20 protein-coding genes are annotated in these 20,358 nt (G+C 61.6%); 12 read left to right on the top strand and 8 right to left on the bottom strand.

Annotation, left to right across the window (positions count from 1 at the left end; genetic code table 11):
- Nucleotides 1-19: 19 nt before the first annotated feature.
- The gene (locus HMPREF3115_RS11855) at nucleotides 20-1,144 is read right to left on the bottom strand and encodes a transglycosylase SLT domain-containing protein (protein WP_006400829.1); all 1,125 of its coding nucleotides are present in this window, start codon (nucleotides 1,142-1,144) and stop codon (nucleotides 20-22) included.
- A gap of 598 nt (nucleotides 1,145-1,742) precedes the next feature.
- On the opposite strand from HMPREF3115_RS11855, the gene HMPREF3115_RS11860 reads away from it, so the two are divergent.
- Together HMPREF3115_RS11860 and HMPREF3115_RS11865 are read left to right on the top strand one after the other, a co-directional pair.
- Complete coding sequence (locus HMPREF3115_RS11860) at nucleotides 1,743-3,299, top strand: UbiD family decarboxylase (RefSeq protein WP_053297532.1); 1,557 nt, start codon at nucleotides 1,743-1,745, stop codon at nucleotides 3,297-3,299.
- A gap of 25 nt (nucleotides 3,300-3,324) precedes the next feature.
- The gene (locus tag HMPREF3115_RS11865; RefSeq protein ID WP_070554501.1) at nucleotides 3,325-3,990 is read left to right on the top strand and encodes a LysE family translocator; all 666 of its coding nucleotides are present in this window, start codon (nucleotides 3,325-3,327) and stop codon (nucleotides 3,988-3,990) included.
- Nucleotides 3,991-4,170: 180 nt separating this feature from the next.
- On the opposite strand, the gene HMPREF3115_RS11870 is transcribed toward HMPREF3115_RS11865, so the two are convergent.
- Nucleotides 4,171-4,455 (bottom strand): hypothetical protein, encoded by a 285-nt coding sequence (locus HMPREF3115_RS11870; protein WP_006400832.1) that lies wholly within the window; start codon nucleotides 4,453-4,455, stop codon nucleotides 4,171-4,173.
- Nucleotides 4,456-4,987: 532 nt separating this feature from the next.
- Between HMPREF3115_RS11870 and HMPREF3115_RS11875 the strand changes: the two genes are divergently transcribed.
- Complete coding sequence (locus tag HMPREF3115_RS11875) at nucleotides 4,988-5,917, top strand: Rossmann-like and DUF2520 domain-containing protein (RefSeq protein WP_048994399.1); 930 nt, start codon at nucleotides 4,988-4,990, stop codon at nucleotides 5,915-5,917.
- Between the two features lie 76 nt (nucleotides 5,918-5,993).
- On the top strand, nucleotides 5,994-6,557 hold the full coding sequence (locus tag HMPREF3115_RS11880; RefSeq protein WP_006400835.1) for a YggT family protein: 564 nt from the start codon (nucleotides 5,994-5,996) through the stop codon (nucleotides 6,555-6,557).
- A 9-nt stretch (nucleotides 6,558-6,566) separates the two neighbouring features.
- On the opposite strand, the gene HMPREF3115_RS11885 is transcribed toward HMPREF3115_RS11880, so the two are convergent.
- The 3 genes from HMPREF3115_RS11885 to HMPREF3115_RS11895 all read right to left on the bottom strand — a co-directional run bounded on the left by HMPREF3115_RS11885 (nucleotide 6,567) and on the right by HMPREF3115_RS11895 (nucleotide 8,342).
- On the bottom strand, nucleotides 6,567-6,917 hold the full coding sequence (locus HMPREF3115_RS11885) for a DUF190 domain-containing protein (RefSeq protein WP_070554525.1): 351 nt from the start codon (nucleotides 6,915-6,917) through the stop codon (nucleotides 6,567-6,569).
- 23 nt (nucleotides 6,918-6,940) lie between these two features.
- Nucleotides 6,941-7,327, bottom strand: a complete 387-nt coding sequence (crcB, locus tag HMPREF3115_RS11890; RefSeq protein WP_065494167.1) for a fluoride efflux transporter CrcB — start codon at nucleotides 7,325-7,327, stop codon at nucleotides 6,941-6,943.
- Between the two features lie 145 nt (nucleotides 7,328-7,472).
- Nucleotides 7,473-8,342, bottom strand: coding sequence for an SIR2 family NAD-dependent protein deacylase (locus HMPREF3115_RS11895; RefSeq protein WP_006406291.1), 870 nt, complete (start codon nucleotides 8,340-8,342; stop codon nucleotides 7,473-7,475).
- Between the two features lie 172 nt (nucleotides 8,343-8,514).
- Between HMPREF3115_RS11895 and HMPREF3115_RS11900 the strand changes: the two genes are divergently transcribed.
- The 5 genes from HMPREF3115_RS11900 to HMPREF3115_RS29065 all read left to right on the top strand — a co-directional run bounded on the left by HMPREF3115_RS11900 (nucleotide 8,515) and on the right by HMPREF3115_RS29065 (nucleotide 12,741).
- Entirely contained in the window at nucleotides 8,515-9,123 is a 609-nt protein-coding gene (locus tag HMPREF3115_RS11900; protein WP_070554503.1) for a chromate transporter, read from the top strand.
- Nucleotides 9,120-9,659 carry a chromate transporter gene (locus tag HMPREF3115_RS11905; protein ID WP_070554505.1) on the top strand — a complete coding sequence of 180 codons (540 nt, stop codon included), beginning with the start codon at nucleotides 9,120-9,122 and terminating at the stop codon, nucleotides 9,657-9,659. The genes HMPREF3115_RS11900 and HMPREF3115_RS11905 overlap by 4 nt, the downstream gene beginning before the upstream one ends.
- A gap of 82 nt (nucleotides 9,660-9,741) precedes the next feature.
- Nucleotides 9,742-10,392, top strand: a complete 651-nt coding sequence (locus HMPREF3115_RS31580; RefSeq protein ID WP_175836257.1) for a hypothetical protein — start codon at nucleotides 9,742-9,744, stop codon at nucleotides 10,390-10,392.
- Nucleotides 10,393-10,518: 126 nt separating this feature from the next.
- Nucleotides 10,519-11,385, top strand: coding sequence for a restriction endonuclease (locus HMPREF3115_RS29060; RefSeq protein WP_218079209.1), 867 nt, complete (start codon nucleotides 10,519-10,521; stop codon nucleotides 11,383-11,385).
- Nucleotides 11,386-11,532: 147 nt separating this feature from the next.
- Nucleotides 11,533-12,741 carry an HNH endonuclease gene (locus tag HMPREF3115_RS29065; protein WP_083302195.1) on the top strand — a complete coding sequence of 403 codons (1,209 nt, stop codon included), beginning with the start codon at nucleotides 11,533-11,535 and terminating at the stop codon, nucleotides 12,739-12,741.
- Between the two features lie 80 nt (nucleotides 12,742-12,821).
- Here HMPREF3115_RS29065 and HMPREF3115_RS11920 read toward each other — a convergent pair whose 3' ends face one another.
- The 3 genes from HMPREF3115_RS11920 to HMPREF3115_RS11930 all read right to left on the bottom strand — a co-directional run bounded on the left by HMPREF3115_RS11920 (nucleotide 12,822) and on the right by HMPREF3115_RS11930 (nucleotide 15,140).
- Nucleotides 12,822-13,145 (bottom strand): hypothetical protein, encoded by a 324-nt coding sequence (locus HMPREF3115_RS11920; protein WP_070554511.1) that lies wholly within the window; start codon nucleotides 13,143-13,145, stop codon nucleotides 12,822-12,824.
- Between the two features lie 166 nt (nucleotides 13,146-13,311).
- Nucleotides 13,312-14,118, bottom strand: coding sequence for a hypothetical protein (locus HMPREF3115_RS11925; RefSeq protein WP_070554526.1), 807 nt, complete (start codon nucleotides 14,116-14,118; stop codon nucleotides 13,312-13,314).
- Nucleotides 14,119-14,228: 110 nt separating this feature from the next.
- Nucleotides 14,229-15,140, bottom strand: a complete 912-nt coding sequence (locus tag HMPREF3115_RS11930; RefSeq protein WP_070554513.1) for a TIR domain-containing protein — start codon at nucleotides 15,138-15,140, stop codon at nucleotides 14,229-14,231.
- Between the two features lie 1,002 nt (nucleotides 15,141-16,142).
- Here HMPREF3115_RS11930 and HMPREF3115_RS11935 point away from each other — a divergent pair.
- From HMPREF3115_RS11935 to HMPREF3115_RS11945, 3 genes are all read left to right on the top strand, one after another.
- Complete coding sequence (locus HMPREF3115_RS11935) at nucleotides 16,143-16,490, top strand: hypothetical protein (RefSeq protein ID WP_070554515.1); 348 nt, start codon at nucleotides 16,143-16,145, stop codon at nucleotides 16,488-16,490.
- Nucleotides 16,491-16,580: 90 nt separating this feature from the next.
- A complete protein-coding gene (locus HMPREF3115_RS11940; RefSeq protein ID WP_227747595.1) occupies nucleotides 16,581-18,881 on the top strand; it encodes a phage/plasmid primase, P4 family in 2,301 nt (766 codons plus the stop codon).
- A gap of 254 nt (nucleotides 18,882-19,135) precedes the next feature.
- On the top strand, nucleotides 19,136-20,284 hold the full coding sequence (locus HMPREF3115_RS11945; protein WP_070554516.1) for a site-specific integrase: 1,149 nt from the start codon (nucleotides 19,136-19,138) through the stop codon (nucleotides 20,282-20,284).
- The last annotated feature ends 74 nt before the right edge of the window (nucleotides 20,285-20,358 follow it).

The raw sequence follows: 20,358 nt of genomic DNA on the forward strand, positions 1-20,358 counted from the left end.
GCGCGGAGTAAATCCGACCTTACGCGCCGAGATCCGAGTGATCGTCGCGCGCCTGCTTCGACGTATCGACGCTCGCGTCGGCCTGCTGCGGCGCCTTCGGCGGCGCCGTCTTCGCGGCGAGCGGCTGCGCGCCGTCGAGCGTCACGTGCACGCGCTTCGCGCCGCCGGCCGCTGCGGTCGTGACCGCTGCGGTGACGATCGGCTTGGCGGGCGCCTGCGGCGCATTGATCGGCACGCTGCGGCCGCGGGCGACGTCGCGCAGGCGACCGCGCTCGGCCATCACCTTCTGACCGTAGCCGTTGTCGTCAGGATTCGTCGAGCCGTTGTACAGGCGCAGCCCGTTCGCCAGCGAGCCGCCGCGCGCGATGCAGTCCTTCAGCACCAGCGCGCCGACCTGCAGATTCGCGATCGGCTGCAGCGCGGTGTCGGTGCCGCCGAAATATTCGAACTTGTCGGAATGGACCTTCGACATCACCTGCATCAGGCCCTGCGCGCCGACGCCGCTTTCCGCGTACGGATTGAAGCCCGATTCGATCGCCATCACGGCGAGCAGCAGCAGCGGATCGAGGCCGACGTCGCGGCCGGTTTCGAACGCGGCCTTCACGAGCCGGCCGAGCGGCTCCTGCGCGACGTGATAGCGGCGCGACAGATACGTCGCGACGAGCGCCTGTTCGCGGTTCGAGGCCAGCGCACGATCGTCGCGTGCATCGGCCGGCACGCGCTGCGTCGGGATCAGCTTCGCGAGCGCCACCGGCGACGGGCCGCTGCGGGCCACGTCCGATGCGTCGTTCTGCGCGGCGGCCGTGGCTTCCGCTGCGACGTCGAGATCGGCGGCGAGCGCGTCGGTCTCCGGACCGTCGTCTTGCGGTTGCGGCTGTGCACCGGCCGGCGCGAAATTCGGCAGCGGATGGCCGGACAGCAGACGCGCCGGACCGGCCTCGACGGCCGCCGACACGATGGGCATCAGCTTTGCGGCCAGCGTGCCGCGCACGGTCGGCAGCAGCCAGAGCGCAAGCGCGATGGCGACGGCGAAACAGCCGACGACGCTGAACAGATGGTGGCTGACACGCGTCCCGCGACGCAGCATGTCGCGCACGAATTGCGCATGCCGCTCGCTAGGACGCCACGATAACCAAGCGTTCATTCAGATCATCTCCCATGAACATGACTCGTGCGGCTCGCCCGGCTCGATGGCGAGACAGAAAACGCGCCGCTGAATCACGACGCCGCACGCCTTGGTTGGGACGTACAGGCATCGGGGAAACGGTATAAGTACCGTTTGAGGCCACGGTGTAGAACTGGGCCGGCGCCTTCGCACATTGGGCGAGGCGGGCATACGCGGTGGCACCCACGCAAAAAACCAGCGTCAGGAGGCGCTGGTCGGGACTACGACTCAAGACCGTCGAACACGCCGTGCAGGTTTCGGCGGACGGTGACGCGCTGCGTCAAGGATCGGTGATTGGCGGCTCGAAGCCTTTACCCTGCAACCAATGTGAGCGGATTCTAGCAGGGTTTTATAGATCGTCAACACTACAAAACCTTCAAATTATAACAAAAAGTAATTTACCGCGACCCTTCAGAACGGAATCGCCCTGCCGTAGGGGGTTTGCGCGCGATCGACTTTTTTCGAGACCGGACGCGCGGACGGCGGGCCGGGTAAAATCGGCGCTCGATTCGGGGCCGCAGCCGGACGCTGCGCCCGCCCACCGTCGCCCGCGTTGCGAGCGGCCCGGACCTTGTTCATGAAATACAAAGACTTACGCGATTTCATCCAGCGCCTCGAGGCGCTCGGCGAACTGCGGCGCGTGACGCAGCCCGTGTCGCCCGTGCTCGAAATGACCGAACTGTGCGATCGCGTGCTGCGGGCCGGCGGCCCGGCCTTGCTGTTCGAGGCGCCGCCCGGCTATGCGTTCCCGGTGCTCGGCAACCTGTTCGGCACGCCGCGGCGCGTCGCGCTCGGCATGGGCGTCGACGCGGGCGACGACGCCGCGCTCGACTCGCTGCGCGATCTCGGCCGGCTGCTGTCCGCGCTGAAGGAACCCGATCCGCCCAGGAGCCTGAAGGACGCCGGCAAGCTGCTGTCGCTCGCGAAGGCCGTCTGGGACATGGCGCCGAAGACGGTTTCGTCGCCGCCGTGCCAGGAAATCGTGTGGGAAGGCGCCGACGTCGATCTGCACAAGCTGCCGATCCAGACCTGCTGGCCCGGCGACGCGGGGCCGCTCGTCACGTGGGGGCTGACCGTCACGCGCGGGCCGAACAAGCCGCGCCAGAACCTCGGCATCTACCGGCAGCAGTTGATCGGCCGCAACAAGCTGATCATGCGCTGGCTCGCGCATCGCGGCGGCGCGCTCGATTTCCGGGAATTCGCGCTGAGAAACCCGGGCAAGCCGTATCCGGTCGCGGTCGTGCTCGGCGCCGATCCGGCGACGACGCTCGGCGCGGTCACGCCCGTGCCCGATTCGTTGTCCGAATACCAGTTCGCCGGGCTGCTGCGCGGCAGCCGCACCGAGCTCGCGAAGTGCCTGACGCCGGGCGTCGATACGCTGCAGGTGCCCGCGCGCGCGGAGATCGTGCTCGAAGGCTTCATTTATCCGCAGGACGGCACGCCGGCCCCGGCGCCGGCCGGCGCGCCCCCGCGCCCTGCCGGCCAGGCGGCCGCGGCGTACGAGCATGCGCTCGAAGGCCCGTACGGCGATCACACCGGCTATTACAACGAGCAGGAGTGGTTTCCCGTGTTCACGGTCGAGCGGATCACGATGCGTCGCGACGCGATCTACCACTCGACGTACACCGGCAAGCCGCCCGACGAGCCCGCGATCCTCGGCGTCGCGCTGAACGAGGTGTTCGTGCCGCTGCTGCAGAAGCAGTTCGCGGAGATCACCGACTTCTATCTGCCGCCCGAGGGCTGCAGCTACCGGATGGCGATCGTCCAGATGAAGAAGAGCTACGCGGGCCACGCGAAACGCGTGATGTTCGGCGTCTGGAGCTTCCTGCGGCAGTTCATGTATACGAAGTTCATCGTCGTCGTCGACGAGGACGTGAATATCCGCGACTGGAAGGAAGTGATCTGGGCGATCACGACGCGCGTCGATCCGGTGCGCGACACCGTGATGGTCGACAACACGCCGATCGATTACCTCGACTTCGCGTCGCCGGTCGCCGGTCTCGGCTCGAAGATGGGGCTCGACGCGACCAACAAGTGGCCCGGCGAGACGAACCGCGAATGGGGCCGCCCGATCGAGATGGACGCCGCGGTGAAGGCGCGCGTCGATCGGCTGTGGCAGGACATCGGGCTGTGAGCGCAGCCGCCGCACTGGAACGACGATGAATTTCGCCCCCGCTTCGATGCTGTCCGACGGATTTTTCCTGTCGCTGTCGCTGTGTCTCGATATCGGCCTCGTCAACGTCGCGATGCTGTCGCTGACGCTCTCGCACGGGTTCCGGCCGGGCTTCTGGCTCGGCCTCGGCTCGTGCGTCGGCGATCTCGTCTATGCGGCGCTCGCGCTCGCCGGGATGGCCGTGCTGCTGCAGTTCGAGCCGGTGCGCTGGGTCGTCTGGATCGGCGGCGGCACGGTGCTGCTGTTTCTCACCTGGAAGATGGCGCGCGAAGCGCTGTCGCCGGCCGCGGCGCCCGACCGCGATGCCGACGTCGCGCCGCCCCGAGCCAGCGCGCGGCGCAGCTTCGTGCGCGGGATGCTGCTCGCGATGTCGTCGCCGAGCGCGATCCTCTGGTTCGCGGCGGTCGGCGGCGCGCTGATCGCGAAGGCCGGCGCGACCAGCGCGGCGACTGCGTCCGTCTTTCTGTCGGGCTTCTTCCTCGGCGGGCTCGCGTGGACGCTCTTCATGTGCACGCTCGCGAGCCACGGCCGCAAACGTGCCGGCGCGCGGCTGATGCGCGCTTGCCACGTCGCCTCCGCGCTGCTGTTCGCCTACTTCTCTTATAGCGTGATCGTCGGCGGCTACCGCGATCTGATCGTGCACGCGGCCTGAAGGCGGGCCGACACCAACGACGCGCGAAGCGCGATCAACCTGTCGGCTGTTGGCCGTTCGGCCTCACGGCAATCCGCGTCCCTGCCGCCGACCCGCGCCGCCCAATGAAAAACGGCGCATCGCCCCTTGCCGGAGCGGTGCGCCGTTTTGCATCGCGCGGCATCGCCGCGCGCGCATCGGTCAGCGACGCCAGTAGCCGTGATGGCCCCAGCCGCGGTGCCAGTACGGACGGCCGTAGTAGCCGCCGACGACCACGGCCGGCGGTGCGTAATACGCGGGCGCCGGCGCATAGACGACCGGCGGAGGCGGCGGTGCGTAGTACACCGGCGGCGGCGGTGCGTACACCGGATAAGCGGGAGCGACCGGGACACCGATGCCGACCCCGATCGACACGTGAGCCTGCGCGGCGCTCGCGACACCCAGGCCAAGCGCGGCGGCGGCAATGAACGGAATGAGCTTTTTCACTTCGATTCTCCTGCTGGAGCGGTAATTTATGCGCTCCGGTCGGCAACGGCGGACATGCGCGTCGCATGGAAGCAATGTAGCGAAAACCCGCGCCGCGCGTATCGTCCATTTGTTGCAAATTGCAATTCGATGCGCCGCGCACGGCCGCGCCGCGCGGCGCCCGGCCGCCGCCGCACGCCTTGCGCACCGCGCAATTCCGCCCGGCAGGTCGACCCGCGCAGCGACGATCGGTCAGTCTTACCGCGTCGCGAACGGCGTCATCGCGCGCATTCGTAATGAACGATTACAAATTTGAGACGAAATGCCGACGATTCAAGAGGCGCGTGGCCGAATCGATTTGGGGCCGATTCACTGCGCGCTCGCGTGTCAGCGGTTCGCGAACGTTCAGCGCGTCTTCGTCAGCCGAATCAGCCGAATCAACCGATCACCGCCGTACGCACACGCTGTCTCGCCCGCGCCTCCCGCACGCCGCGGTCGCCGCCCTATTCCTGCGATACTGGCGGCTGTCCCGTTTTGACGTACCGCTTTCGCCATGCCCCTTCCCGACACGCCCCGCCTCGGCTTCATCGGCGCCGGCCGCCTCGCGCACTGCGTCGCACGGCGCTTCGCGGACGCCGGCTTTCCGGTCGTCGCGATCGCGAGCCGCAGGCCCGAATCGGCCCGCACGCTGGCCGCGCGGATCGACGGATGCCGCGCGCTCGATACGCCGCAAGATGTCGTCGACGCCGCCGACCTGATCTTCCTGACCGTGCCCGACGACCATCTCGCGTCGACCGCCGCCGCACTGCGCTTCGACGCGTCACGCGCCGCGCAGCAGGCGATCGTCCATTGCAGCGGCGCGTCGGCGATCGAGGTGCTCGATCCGGCCAAACGTCAGCACGTCGCGACGGGCGGCTTCCATCCGTTGTACCTGTTCGGCGGCACCGACGCCGATCTCGCGCGCATCGACGGCTGCTCGGTCACGATCGAAGCCGACGGCGCACTGCACGCGACGCTGCTGCGTCTCGTCGCGGCGCTCGGCTGTCATCCGCTGTCGATTCCGGCCGGCGGCCGCATGCTGTACCACGCGGCCGCGCACTACGCGGCCAGCTTCGCGCTGTGCGGGCTCGCGGAAGCCGTCGAGCTGTGGCGCGGCCTCGGCTTCGACGAGGAAGCCGCGCTGCGCGCGCTGCTGCCGATGCTGGCCGGCACGATCGAGACCGCGCGCGACAAGGGGCTCGCGAACGCGCTTGCCGGGCCCGTATCGCGCGGCGACACGGGAATCGTCGAACGTCAGCTCGCGCTGCTCGATGCACGCGGCGGCGACCACGCGACGCTGTATGCGCTGATGACGCGCCGCGCGATCGCGCTGGCCGCGAAGCGCGCCGCGCCGCCTGCGTCGCTGCCGGCGCTCGCCGAGGTCGTCGAGACCGCGCTCGCGCGCGCGGCAGATCGCCCCTCGCCGCCGCAACACGAGGCGTGATAAGGTGTCGGCCGATGCGCCGCCATCCGGCGTTGGCGGCCGCACGCTACTCGACTGTATAAAAAGGATGCCAACGATGTTCGGCGAGATCGCCCGTTTTCTACTCAATACGCTGTTTACGCTGTTCGGCGCCGCGCTGATCCTGCGCGTGTGGATGCAGGCGGTTCGCGTGCCGCCGTACAACCCCGTCACGCAGGCGGTGCTGCAGGCGACCAACTGGCTCGTGCTGCCGCTGCGCCGTGCGATTCCCGGCGTACGCGGGATCGACTGGGCCAGCGTCGTCGCCGCGCTGCTCACCGCGCTCGTCTACGTCGTGCTGATGGTCGCGATGGCCGGCTTCGATCCAGCCGCGGTGATTCCGACCGTCGTCGCCGTCGCGCTGCTCACCGTCGTCAAGTGGGCGCTCAACCTCGTGATCTGGATGACGATCCTGATGGCGCTGCTGTCGTGGCTGAACCCGCGCTCGCCGGCGATGCCGATCCTCTACCAGCTCACGGCGCCGTTTCTGAACCCGCTGCGCCGCGTGATCCCGAACCTCGGCGGTATCGACCTGTCGCCGATCCTGCTGTTCGTGATCGTCCAGGTGCTGATGATGATCGTCACGCGCGCGGCCGTATCGCTGACGATGTTCGGTATCTGAGCGCGCACGCTACGCCGCCTGGCCCGGCGCCGGCGGCGTAGCGAGCGTGTCGATCACGCCGAAGCGCGCCGGAATCACCGCGTAGCACACGCGCAGCTTCTCGCGCGACAGCCGTTCGAGCAGCCGCTGCGCCTCCTCCTCGGTGACGATGAACTCCACCTCGATCGCGAGCGAGCCCTGCAGTTCGAAGAAGCGATCCTCGTGCAGCACGCGATGCCGGCCGAAACCGGCCATCGCGCGAAACGCGGAGCCGCCCGCGACGCCCATCCGGTTCGCCTCCTCGAGCAGCCATTCCCATAGCGGCTTCCAGTGCAGCCGATGCTGCTCGTGCACGTAAAAGCGCAAGAAAACCGTGTCCATCGCTCCCTCCGTCGCCGGCGCGCTCACGTCGCCGCAAGCCACGCACGCGCGGTCCACATTCCGAGCGCGGTCAGCACGAACGATCCAGTCAAGTGTAGGGCAGCCACCGCAAACGCCCATCCCGATTCGCCCTGCAACGCGTGCGTCATCACTTCGGCCGAAAACGTCGAGAACGTCGTCAGGCCGCCGAGGAAACCCGTGATCACGAACAGCCGCCATTCCGGCGGCAGGCCGACACGCGCCGTGAACACGACGGCCGCAACGCCGATCGCGTAGCCGCCGATCAGGTTCGCAGCCAGCGTGCCGAGCGGCACCGCGGGAAACAGCGCATTGAGCGCGAGGCTCAGGAACCAGCGCAGCAGCGCGCCGAGCCCGGCACCGACGAAGATCGCGACGATCGAATAAAACACGGACGCTCCCGTTCGATGAAGCGGCCGGCGGGCCGCCGCCCCGCGATGGCGAGGCATGCCGGCACGGATCCGCGCGGCGCGCGCATCCGCGGCATTGCCAGCAATGTAGGCGGATTCGCCGCGTGCCGGCAACCGGCAACCGCGGCTATGCGTGTTGCCAGGCCACGTCGAGCGCGTTCAGCGTCGCAAGCGCGCCGCCTTTCAGGCCGATCACGTCCGCACGCCGTGCATGCGCTTCGCGCGCGTTGATGCGGATCACGTCGGCGCCGAGCTGCTCGCTCAGCATGCGCACCGTCGGAATCGCCGTGCCCGCGCCGATCTCGACGACCGCGACGCGCCCCGCCTGCGCGATCCATTGCTGCAGCGCGCGCTCCTGCGCGGCGTAGCGCGCGCCGAGCCAGCCCGCGTCGCCGAACATCAGGATGTTCGGCCGTGCGAGGCCGCCGCAATGCGGGCAGCGCGGCGGCTCGCCGACGAGCCGGCATGCGGCTTCGTCGACGGTCGGGATGAAAGGCGCGGCATCCCACGTGTCGTCCGAACACGGGCGCAGACACTGCAGCGCATGGATCGACCCGTGAATCTCGACGATGCGCGCCGGATCGAAACCGGCTTTCTGAAACTGTCCGTCGACGTTGCTCGTCAGCACGAAGCCGCCGTTCGGCATCGCGTCGATCCAGCGGCGCAGGATCGCGAAGCCCGCGTGCGGGACCGTCGACCGGTACAGCGCGAGGCGATGGCCATAGAAGCCCCAAGCCAGCTGCGGCCGCGCGCGGAACGCCTGCGGCGACGCGATTTCGTGGAATTCGAAACGCTCGTGGCGCAGCGCCGGATACGCGCGCCAGAAGCCGTCGGTGCCGCGAAAGTCGGGCAGCCCCGAGTCGACGCCGATGCCGGCGCCGGCCGTCACGAGCAATGCGTCGGCGCGCGACAGCGCCGCGACCGCGGACGCGACGAGATCGGCAGACAGCGGCGCGGCGCCGGGCCCGGCGGAATAAGACGAATCGGAAGCGGACATGATGATGAAGCGGCGGACGGATGACGGACGTTGCGCGAGCGCGCGTCGCGATCATACGCCGGTTCGGACGCCGCGACGCACGATGACGCGCATGACGAATCGATGTCAGCATCCCGACAGCCGCCGCTTGCTAACATGACCGCCCCGCGAACCGCCCGATTCCGTCGAACCGATGCCGCCGCCCCCTTCATCTTCTTCCGCCGAGCCTGACGATCGCGCACCGCGTCCCGGCGTCGCCGCGCTGTTTGTCGCGTTCGCCCAGATCGGCCTGACGAGCTTCGGCGGCGGCTTGAGCGGCCGCATCATGCGCGACTTCGTGCACGAACGGCGCTGGCTCGACGAAGAAGCGTTCCTCAACGGTCTTGCACTGTCGCAGGCGCTGCCGGGCGTGAACGTGAAGAACCTCGCGATCTGGATCGGCTACCGGCTTGCCGGATGGCGCGGCGCACTGGCCGGCTTTATCGGAATCATCGTGCCGCCCGCCGTGCTGATCGTGCTGTTCGGCGTCGCGTTCTCGACGCTGACGCGCTTTCCGCTCACGCACGTCGCGCTTGCCGGCGCGGCGGCCGCCGCGATCGGGCTGTCCGTGTCGATGGCGATCACCGCGGTGCGCCGCCTGCCGCGCGGCGTGCTGCCGCTCGCGGTGGCGGCAGTCACCTTCGTGTCGGTCGCCGTGCTGCACTGGCCGCTCGTGTGGACCGTGCTGATCGGCGGTGCGCTCAGCGTCGCATTCGAATACCGCCGCGCAGGCGCGCGCGCGCAAGGAAGCGGCGACCGATGACGGCCGCGTCGCGCTACGCCGCGCTGTTCGGCGTGTTCGCGCCGCTGTCGATCGCGACGATCGGCGGCGGGCAGGCGATCATCGCCGACATTCAGCGGCAGATCGTCGACGTGCATCACTGGATGACGGCCGCGCAATTCGTCAACGACTTCGCGATCGCGCGAATGGCGCCCGGCCCCGGCTCGCTGCTCGCGACGCTGATCGGCTGGCAGGTCGCCGGCTTCTGGGGCGCGGTGATCGCGACGCTCGCGTTATTCGGGCCGACCGCGTTTCTGATCTACGGCATCGCCCGGCTATGGCGGCGGCATCAGGGCGCGCGCTGGCAGATCGCACTCGAAGCGGGGCTGCGGCCGGTGGCGGCGGGGATGATCGCCGCTTCGGTGTGGGTGCTGCTGCAGGCGCTCGACGGCGGCTGGCCGGCGCGTGCGATTGCGGTCGCGTCGACGCTGTGCGTGATCTATACGCGTGTGCATGCGCTGCTGCTGATTGCGGCGGGGGCCGCGGCGCTGGTCGGGTTGCGGTTGGTCGGCGTGTGACGACGACGGCAATGACGAGCGCATCGTTTCAGTTTCGCAGCAATCGATCGCTTTCGAACACGCGATACGGCGACGGCTCCAGGTGCAGATGCTCGGGAACGGGCAGTCCGTTTTCGCAGAAATCGATCTCGACGTAACTCAAATGCCCCGAATCGTCGGCGAACAATACGATTTCGATCGAGCGCGATTCGGCCGGCGAATTCCGATCGATGAAGTCGGCTTCGAACACGCTGCCGTAGCCGTGCCCGGGCTCCGCGGTCGCGGGTACTTGCTCGGGCGACGCGCGATCGACAGCAAGATCGGTGGCCGCAGGCACGTGCTGACGTTCGAAACCGTGTCGCGGTTCGACTACAACCACGACGCGGCGAACGACGGCCTCATTCTTTCCTGCAGCGTGACGATCGCCGACGGAGCGATCGAATTCGCCTGCAATCCGTGGGATCAGCCGCCCGGTCCGTTCGTGCGCGAAGTCGTTCGGATACCGGGCGGTGGATGCGGATCATGCGCGCTTGCCTTCCGGCGGCGGTTCCCTGTAGAATTGCCAGTTCTGCGGGCGTCGTATAATGGCCATTACCTCAGCTTCCCAAGCCCCAGCGCGTTAATCAAAACCACTATTCACGCGCGTTCTTACGTCACGCTTTCTCGCTGCTCCACGCAAAACCACTGTTCGCGCAGGTTCCACCGCGATGCCAGTTTTGACGCCAGCGCCAATCTTGAGAAGCTGACGATATAGCTTCCGGCTCTAAAGTTCCTCTGCATGAAATCCGTTATCTGGATAAGCGAGGTGTCTGAAACATTCGACCGAGATACCTCTTCCGCTGCGCCACCCCGCCTCGGTCCTTAACTAGGCAAGTAACACGTGGTGGGCATTCACCATGGCTATCGTAGAGAGAGAATCATGAAGCCCGGGTCATCACTTGAAAATGATGTGCAGCAGCTCTACAGCTCCCTTCTTAATATGAGGGACGAAGGCGTCGTAGTTGGAAAGAGGATCATTGTCAACGGTAAGTCTGGAGTGCAGCATGAAATCGACGTGTACTACGAATTCACCAAGGCGGGCATCCGTCATAGAGTAGCCATTGAATGCAAAGACTGGGCTACCCCCGTTGCGAAAGGACAGGTTCAGGAATTCGAATCAAAGCTACGAGACATTGGGACCATTATCGGCGTTATCGTATCGAGAAACGGATATCAAAGCGGAGCAATCGATTTTGCAAAATTCAACGACATCATTCCGCTGAAATTTGAAGACCTCCCGTCCTTCAGAACCATTCTTGCTGAACGACTTAAAACTGTGGCACTCCCTGATGACAGCTATATCGGGGAACCGTTTTGGATTATCATGGAGATTCGAGATGGAGAAATCACTGGATCTCATTACGCAACACGTCAATTTGGATCAAGCAAGGCACTCATTCCACTAATGTTCTCTCGCCAGCACGCGGAGCAATTCTTCGAAAATGCCGGACTAGAAAAATCAAAATGGGCGATCCGAGGTCTACCTCGCTTTGCTTTTCGCGCATTTCTTCTAACACTCGAACTTTATGAGAAGAGAATGAATGGCGGAGCGGTAATCTGCTTTCGCCCTCCCGGCTCAGAGCTGGATGCACCATTCATTGGAATTCAAGCATTCCAATCGGACCTAATTCGAGAATATTATGGAGAGCCCATACCCTCTATCGAGGATTCCGTAAACAGCCGAACAAAAAATAATCTAAAACTGTGAAAGTCATCCCTGTTGAGCAAGAGTTCTAATTTTCTCGAACTCCACTCCAAAAGGAGATTACACAGATCGAACCCTGCTACTGCCCCCGCTGTCGCTCTTGGTAGCATATACAATCGACTTTCCATATTGCCAAAACGTTAGCCCACCATGCCAGCATCCAATGACAGTGTTGTTACAGGTGATTTCCCAGCGAAGAATTGTCTTTATTGCGGGAAAGACAAGCCCATAGCCGAGTTCTCCCTGGAGCATATCTTTCCAGACAGCCTCGGTGGATCGCTGTGCAGCGACCTTTTCAAGACTCGGCGAGTGTGCCAACGATGCAATAACTTGTCTGGCCTCTTCATCGATGGCCCATTCATTAAAAGTTGGTTCCGCAACAATCATGACGCGGTTGCGTCTCGCGATTACCTCACGCTAGATTCCCAAGATAGCACGCTGCCGTTAATCTACATGGGCGAAATACGAGCAATCTCGACGACAGATGAAGTGTGTGAATCCTGGCTCGGTCCATGCGGGGAGCACGTCTATCACTTCCACCAGCGCGACGACGAACGCTTCGCCACCTACTTGGGCGGCGATCCGATCGCGCGACAAAAGGACACCGGACGCGCCTACCTGGCACTCACCGTTACTCATCCGTGGTGGATTAGTCTTGCACTGCGCTCTTTCAAAGCGCATTTCCGTCGTGCCAGAAGATATGCTTTGAATTTCAGCATCACTGATGATCCGAAAGATAGCCCATTCGTCCGTGCACCCGACGCACAGGCGCAGATTGATATCGACAAAATTCAATCTCTCGGCAACGGTCCACGCGACGTCAACATGAGCATCGGCGTCAATCCTGAAGCTCGGTTCATGGCAAAGGTCGCTCGCGCGGTAGGCTACAATCTCTTCGGGGATCAATTTCTCACCACCGCGTATGCAGCTCACCTGAAAGATGCCATGTGGGAGCAGGATCTCGAACGGGCGAACGCTATCCCCATATATGGGACAGGCTTTTTTGGGATCCCCGCCGACAGCGCCGGGAACCTACTTTCATGGCGTGGCGCGTATACCATCGCCATCATGCCGAGCAAGGACAAGCTTGGGTTGCATCTCTTCACGCCGGCGGGAAGAAGCGCGCATATTGCGGTGTCAGATGATCCCGGCCTTTGGCGAGAGACAACCACGTTGCATGCGGGTCAAGTCTACGTCGTCGCCCCTCAGGCCAAGAAATTCGTCGGCCCTATCCCCCTATTGGAATACGCCGCGCACCTTACCGGATCGTGGAAACAGCCTGCCCTTCTTGAACTTGAAGCATGCAGGCTCGACCCGTCATTGCTTCCACCACGCGATCGAGCTGGGCAACCTTCCTGACCAGAGCGAAACGTGCGACTCGAAAAAGGGAAAGGCACTGTGAATGTGCCTTTCGTCGCATCGTTTAGTCATCCATCGTGTTACTTTTTGCCCATCGGCTCGTGCTTGTCCTTGATCATCTGGTAGTACGTGCTCGCGCCGGCCTTCGTCAGCTTCACCTCGGCGATGAACTTCTCGATGATGTCTTTCCGCGCCACGTCCTTGACGGTCCGCATCCGCTTGTAGATTTCCGTCGCCAGTTCCATCTTCGTCGGCGCAGCCGGCGTCGCCTGTGCCGCCTTCGCTGCGGTATCGTTCCCCGTTACGTTTGCCGCCGACGCACCAGCGCTCGTCTTCGAATCGCTGGCAACCGGCTTGCCCACTTTCTCGTCCTTACTCGTTGCACCTTGCTTCTGATCGACCATGATCGCACTCCGTTCGTTGAAAGTGCGTCCAGGGTCCAGCAGATCAACCTTCAGGGCAACGGCAAGCGAGCACCCGCTGCCGACACGACGGCGACCATCCGCAAATCCGGCGAGGAACAATGACAGTTTTCACATCACTCTTCCCAATCTTCCCCTAGACTTCCTATCAGCCATCAAATTGCATTGCGCTACTTTGCCGAATGGCTTCTGCTAAGTCGGGCCTATGAACACGCAGGATCGAATTGAACGCATCTTGCGCGTAGGGTGCGACCCAGTGCTCGCAGCCTTCCGGGGGAGCGGAGCCGCACTCCATATAATCCATGTAGTCGCTCGACATCAAGTAGTGCTCGTTCACCGAAACCACATAGGAGAAGTGGAGAACGAAAATCGCAATCGCATCCAGCCGAATCTGTTCGATAGCGGCACCCCGGCTGCGGATATACACTTCCCGATTGTTCAGCATGACGTTTTCGAAGAAGTTGTAGTGCGTGTTATCGTTGCATCGACCTCGGATCTTCTTGTAGGTATCGTCCGCGTGCAGGAGACTGTTGATCGTCCGAAGCCTTTCGCTGGACCGTATATAGTTCGACATCACCCGGTACTCGGGCAACTTCACTCGACCATGTAGCCAGCCATTGATCTGCTCGGCCAGCAGCGTCTTCGCCGTGAAATCCCATTTCTCGTAGTGCTCCCGAAGATATAAATTTGAGTAAACGTTTATCACCGCAGAGTCGTAGTATTTTCTCAGCAGCGCATATGCATCGTTAATTCGACCGTCCCGGAGGATCATACTAATAGATGCGATCGTGCCCGCGATCGCAGAGTAGACGTAGGTATCGATATTGCAGATGGCAGTGGTTCCTATCGACACAAATTGGAAAACGCCATCGGCCAGACTCTCATAGAATTGCTCGTACCGCCCCAACTCATTGAAAACAACGTGCTGTTGATATTCCGGATCTGAAACCCTCATGAACTCCCCCCGCAGACCAATGCGCTTCCCATGACGCACTCGTGCGTACCTGATGAATTAGCAAACACATTCTTACGAATTTGCACAACAAGACTGATCCGTAGGCCGCTCTACGTAACCGTCGGAGTGGGGGCGAATTCAACGCGCTCTGCGATGAATGCGGCAATCTGCGCAGGACTGAACCGACGGGCGTCGATGTACCCGTCATGCGGAAAGACGCCCTCCACATCGCCATCATCCACCCGGACATACATGATTCGTCCGCTCGCCTTGGCCGCCGTCATGACAGAGCGAATCGCGGTCCATTCAATGCCCGGCCACACCTTGCGCTGGTAGTCTGTTCCAATGAATACCACAAGGAGCTTTGAGCGCTTGCCGTAGATATCTTGCAGGAGGAGGTCGAGCGCTGGTCGGGCTAGCTGCGCTTGGTAGTTCATGTCATAAAAACAGGCATGAGCACCGAGCAGCGCTGTCGTTTCCTTCGCTACCGCTTCGACCAAGTCGCGGTATTCGCCGGGGAACGAAAACGCAACATCAAAGCGATGAGTCGTGACGTCTATCCTGGCTGGCGCCGCCGGCGCGCGAGACTGAGGGGCGAATTGATCCGGCAAGCTGATTCCCTTCGGAATCAGCTCCTGCACTAGATCGACGTCTTTGACGGCCCAATGAGTGCGCGACGACTCCCAACCGCCCAGATCGAGTTCGACGCCCATTACCCACAGTTCTTCGTTAGTCAAGAACCGGGGAAGCTCAATTAGCTCGTAGTCAACACGCACCTCCAAGCGATTCGACCGCTTGCTGATGTGGGTGATCCTACCGAACTTGGGATCCTTTCCGACTGCTTGCTCGTAGGCGAAGATTGCCGGCATCTTCGTCAAAGCCGCTATACTCGCGTCATCGAACGAGCCAAATCGCTCCGTGATGGCAGTATCCGTATACTCGCGCAAGCTGCGACTCAGCGGAAACGTGGTCGGCCGACCGTCCCAAGCCTCTTCGTTTGCCGTAACAAGCAAATTGAACATAGCGACTCCTCGTCTCGTGGGAACTATAACAAGTCCAGTCGACCATATCGAGCTCTCAGTCCCGAGACCATTCCGAAATCCGCCGAGCAACAGTGACAGTTTTCACGCCACCCTCCCCCGCCGCTCTCCTATCCCATTGATCTAACTGGTAATTTCGATCTAGATCATCAGCTTTCTAGGATTCTGCCGTAGGGCCATCCCGGCCGGTCCGCATGCTCGCGCCGTCGCGGACCGCCCCCCGCATGCGGGGATGAAATTTCTTCACATCCAACAGAAGGGAACGGCTTTTTAAACAATTAAACAATTCTTCCTGTTTTTAGAAAGATTTGTATAGAAAGAGAAGAAATGGAGAAATTTTTGAAAAATGAAGAAATCGTTGAATTGTTTAGGATGTGTTGTGCTCGCACGCACGCACGAGTGAGAGGGCGAGGAGAAGGACGCCGAGCGACCGAGGGAGCCGGCCCGCCGTACGTTTCCCAATGACCAATGTACGACAAGCTCTCCCCGGAAGTTTGCACCTACCTTTCGTGGAATCGTTGAATTGTCAAAAAATAGGGGTTTCTACTAGATTGACGTAAAAATGCAACGAAGCCCTTGGTCGCAAATAGGTATTTTCCCTAATGCGGAGTGTGAGAGGAGCGTAACCTGGGTCTCGAGGGGTGTCTCGACCGAAAACATGCATCGTCGACCGTCAAAACGGTCCGGCAAGGCCTGTTACAAATAACGCAACCCCTCTCCCCCTTCCTCCTTTTTTTGTAACACCCTTCTAGCTCGCGCATTCGATTTTTCGGCTCTCGCCAACTCGTACCTCCCACCGGAAAAGACAAAAGCTACTCATCTTGCGCCGTGTTTTCCGCCTCCGTACAGTCCAGTCCATCGAATTTTTCTGCACAACTCCTCGGCAACGAAGAAACGTGCGGCGAGGTGCTCCCTCGCATCTGATTTCGATCCGGCGATCGTTCAAGTTGAACAGCCTGGCCAACCATCTCACAAGGAAATACTATGCATACCGAATTTAATGACGCGACCCGTTCCCTCTACCTGTTTCTTGAAGAGGGGCTTCTTCAATGGTGCGGTCCTGATAATTGGATCCTCGACTTGCCCCCCGAGTACCCCGTTTGGCCGATTAACGCTGTTGACGGTCAGCAGCCCCTGTCCAGCCTTCGGATCGGAGATTACATCTACTGCCCCACGCACCCGATCGGGCACAGTCCACTCCGCATTTTCGGGATGAACGGCAAACCGTATGGCTTCGTCTGCAAGGAGTGCAACGCCATCTACACAACAACTGCCCTCGCTCAGCCAATGGATTCTGTACCGGTCGGCTCCGAGGAGATGGTGTATGCCTGACGCCTGCGGACCCCGTAACCACGACTTGACATGCCCGATTACGGGCGAATAACACTCGAAATCTGCTAACCCACTACCGGGAGATGGTGCATGCACTACCTCTCGGTAATTTATTATGTATTCCTAATCATGAATACGGATCCAATCAAAAAATACTCCGCCCTCGCAGCCGAAGGCCTCGCCCCGCTCCCTATCCGCCTGAACGATAAGGTTCCTGCTACGCAGCACGGATTCAAGGACGCGAACATGGACCCCGACAAACATCGCGCATGGGCGAATGAATGCCCCGACTACAACGTCGCCTACGCGACGGGACCGGCGTCCGGTTACGTGCTCGTTGTCGATGTCGATGTGAAGAATGGGGATGTGACCGGCCTCAAATCGATCAGTCGGCTGGAGAAAGAACATGGCGCACTCCCGCCCACGCGCAAGGTGTTCACGCCATCAGGCGGGTATCACCTCATCTACAGGTATCCCGAGAACCTGAAGGTGCCGAGCAGGATCAACTTCCTGCCTCGCGTCGACGTGAAAGCGGAAGGCGGTTACTGTCTCGCTCCCCCGTCAGTCATCAACGGAGAACCCTATTTCTTCGAGGACCCTGTACTGCCCATTTCTCGTGCTCCTGCGTGGCTGCTTGAATTGCTCTGCTCGGCGCAGAGCACGAAGCCGCGCAAACGGAAATCCGCCAAATCGAAATCTGCGATCATCGGGAACCGCAACGAGTCCGTCGCATTCGAGGGGTTCTCCCTGCTCAATGCAGGTCTGAACCCTGACCTGCTGGAGGAGGAACTGCTGGAGTACAACGCCGCCAATTGCGATCCGCCGCTGTCAGAGTCGGAGGTATCACAGATTGCCGCAAACGTGGCGAACTCGCACCAGAAGAACAACGACAGCGTCTCGCGCGCAACCGACCTCGGTAATGCGAAACGGATGTCGGAACGGTATAGCGACACGCTCCGTTACGTCTCGGAGATGAAGCGTTGGCTCGAAAAATCTCCGTCCGGTGCCTGGCGCTTCATCGATGAACTTCGCGTGCTGCTGCTCGCCCGCGAAATCATTCCGATGATCCACGACGAGATTCGCCGCCTTGCTCCCGGCAATCGCCGTGAATTGATGGATCATGCGAAGTACAGCGAAAGCAATAAGGCCCTCAAGGATGCCGTCGAGTTGTTCAGGTCCGAGCCCGGCATCGCCGTCTCGGCCAGCAACCTTGATGCAGGGGAATGGATGTTCCCCGCGAAGAACGGCCTCGTTGATTTGCAGACCGGCAAGTTCATGCCGATGGACCCCGCGCTGCACATCACGCAGACTGCGGGGGTGAACTTCGATCCGGATGCAACCTGCCCGCGGTGGGAAGCCTTCCTGCTGGAAATCATGAACGGGAACGTCGAGCTTGTGGAGTACCTGCGCCGTGCAATTGGCTACACGTTGACGACACAGACGACGGAGCACGCTCTGTTCTTTGCCTATGGGAGTGGTGCGAACGGGAAATCGACCTTCCTCAATGTGCTCCGCGCCCTGTTCGGCGATCTCGGAGCACAGGCGAACGGCGACATGTTGCTCGACAAGAACGGCGGGCAAGCTATGTCTTCGAATGCCTCAAGCAGTGAAGTCGCACGCCTCGTCGGGAAACGTCTCGTCGCCATGAGCGAGGTCGAAGAGGGACGCCATTTCAGCGAGAAAACCGTGAAGTGGTATACCGGTGGCGAAGAGATCGTCGCTCGCATGCTCTATCAGAATGCATTCTCGTTCATGCCGCGCTTCAAGCTCTGGCTCGCCGGTAACTACAAACCGACGATCAAAGGCAACGATCATGGTATCTGGCGTCGCATGAAGCTGATCCCGTTCACAGTGACGATTCCGCCCCAGAAACGCGACCCTGACCTTGAGCGCAAGCTGCGCGACGAACTCCCGGGCATCCTGAACTGGGCGCTCGTTGGCTGCCAGCAGTGGCGCGAGAACGGCTACAAACTTAAGGAACCGGCGATCATCGCCAACGAAGTCTCCGAATACCGGGGGGAAATGGATGTTGTTGAAAGCTGGCTGTCGGAATTCACCCGCGACGATCCCGATGGCGAGATCCACTTCGGTGACGCCTATAAGTTCTTCAAGGCGTGGAGCGAGGCAGAATACAATTTCTCCTACTCCCGCAAGCGGCTTGGAATGATTTTGCAGGATAAAGGCTACAAGCCTGCCGCTAAACCCCATCGCATTTATAAGGGTTTGCAACTGCTTGTTGACCTCCAGTTCAACGAGAACACGGGGGCATACGTCGGCCATGAGTTCAACGGCTTCCAACTCGAACTGCAAGCGCTCGGCTGGCAAAACAAAATGCTCGCTGGCATGACCGGCGAAGACGTAGGCGACGACGACGAAATTGTCCCAGCCTAACTCGTCGTAGCCCCCATCGAACGGACCGCGCATCGCACGGTCCGTTTTTTCATGGAGGCGTGAAAAATGCCGCCAGCAGGGTTACATTTCGTCCGCCCCACGTACCCCCCCTGCCCCATCATTTGTAACCCGCCAAAACCGCGCAGAAGGCCCGTGTGCATCAATTCCTCCCTGGCGTGGGCGAAAGCTGTTGTCCTACCCCGTCTCAGCCCGGATGGTGTTGCTCATCAATTACATTCCATGAGGAGCAACACATGACGCTCATCCGTCGAAACAACAGCAAGAACTGGTACTACCAGTTCCAGATTCAGGGCAAGAAGTTCTTCGGTTCAACCGGGACGCCGAACAAGACGAAGGCCGCTCAGGTCGAACGCGAGATGCGCAATCGAGCCCACGCCGAGCAGTACCTCGGGGATGCGCAGCCCATTACGCTCAAAGATGCGCTGGAACAATATGTCGAGGCACGATGCGACACTTCCTATCACAGGAACATGTGCTCGATCGTTCGAAAGACGCTCGGCTATAAGCTTCATCCGCGGACGAAGGCCAAGCTCCCCTGCTATGGCATGTCGCCTGATACGTTGCTGCATGAACTGACGACGCGCGATTTCGATCTTCTCGTTGTGAAGCGCAAGGCCGAAGGCGACAAACCAGCGACGATCAAGCATGAGATTGGTCTCCTTCGAGCGACCATCAACGAGATGGCGAAGCTCGGATTCAAAGTCAGTCGTGAGATCGTTTTTCCAGAGCTTAGGACTTCGTATAGGCTTCGATATCTGGATTCTAACGACGAGTCGGCGTTATTGCGCGAACTCGATCCGGAACGGCTTAGAGCGCGTATAAACGCGTCTAAACCGCAAACACCTGAAATGATGCGAAATATGCAGGATAACTACGATATCACGGTTTTCCTGCTCGATACGGGGTGTCGCTACTCCGAGGTCGCGAATATTCCATGGTCGGCGATCAACGTCGACGCCTGCACGATCAGCCTCTATCGCAGCAAGGTGCGGAACGAGGACGTCCTGCACATGACCTCGCGGCTGGAAGCGATCCTCCGTCGCCGGTGGGGAGAACGCCGGACCGGACAGCGATACGTCTTCGAAGACCGCACTGGCAATGAACGCGGCTACAGCACGAAGTCGATCAAGAAGGCAATCGAGCGCGCTGGGCTCAACGATCCGGTTCTGGTCAAGGAACGCGGCGGCCGCGTTACGTTGCACACGCTCCGTCACACGTTCGCGAGCAAGCTGGTCAAAGCGGGCGTCAGTCTGTATGAGGTGTCGGTGCTGCTCGGTCACAGCGATCCGAAGATGACGCAGCGCTACGCGCACCTCAGCCCAAACGACGCGAGCCGGAAGGCCGTAAAAGTCATCGACTCGCTACTGCTCAATCCCGCGTGAATCGTCGGGTGTGCCGCCCTCAACGTGCCCCGAATTTAGGGCACTTTCCATGTCTTATTAAAGGCGTACAAAAC

The organism is Burkholderia sp. HMSC10F09, from assembly GCF_001806955.1.
GTDB lineage: Bacteria > Pseudomonadota > Gammaproteobacteria > Burkholderiales > Burkholderiaceae > Burkholderia > Burkholderia multivorans.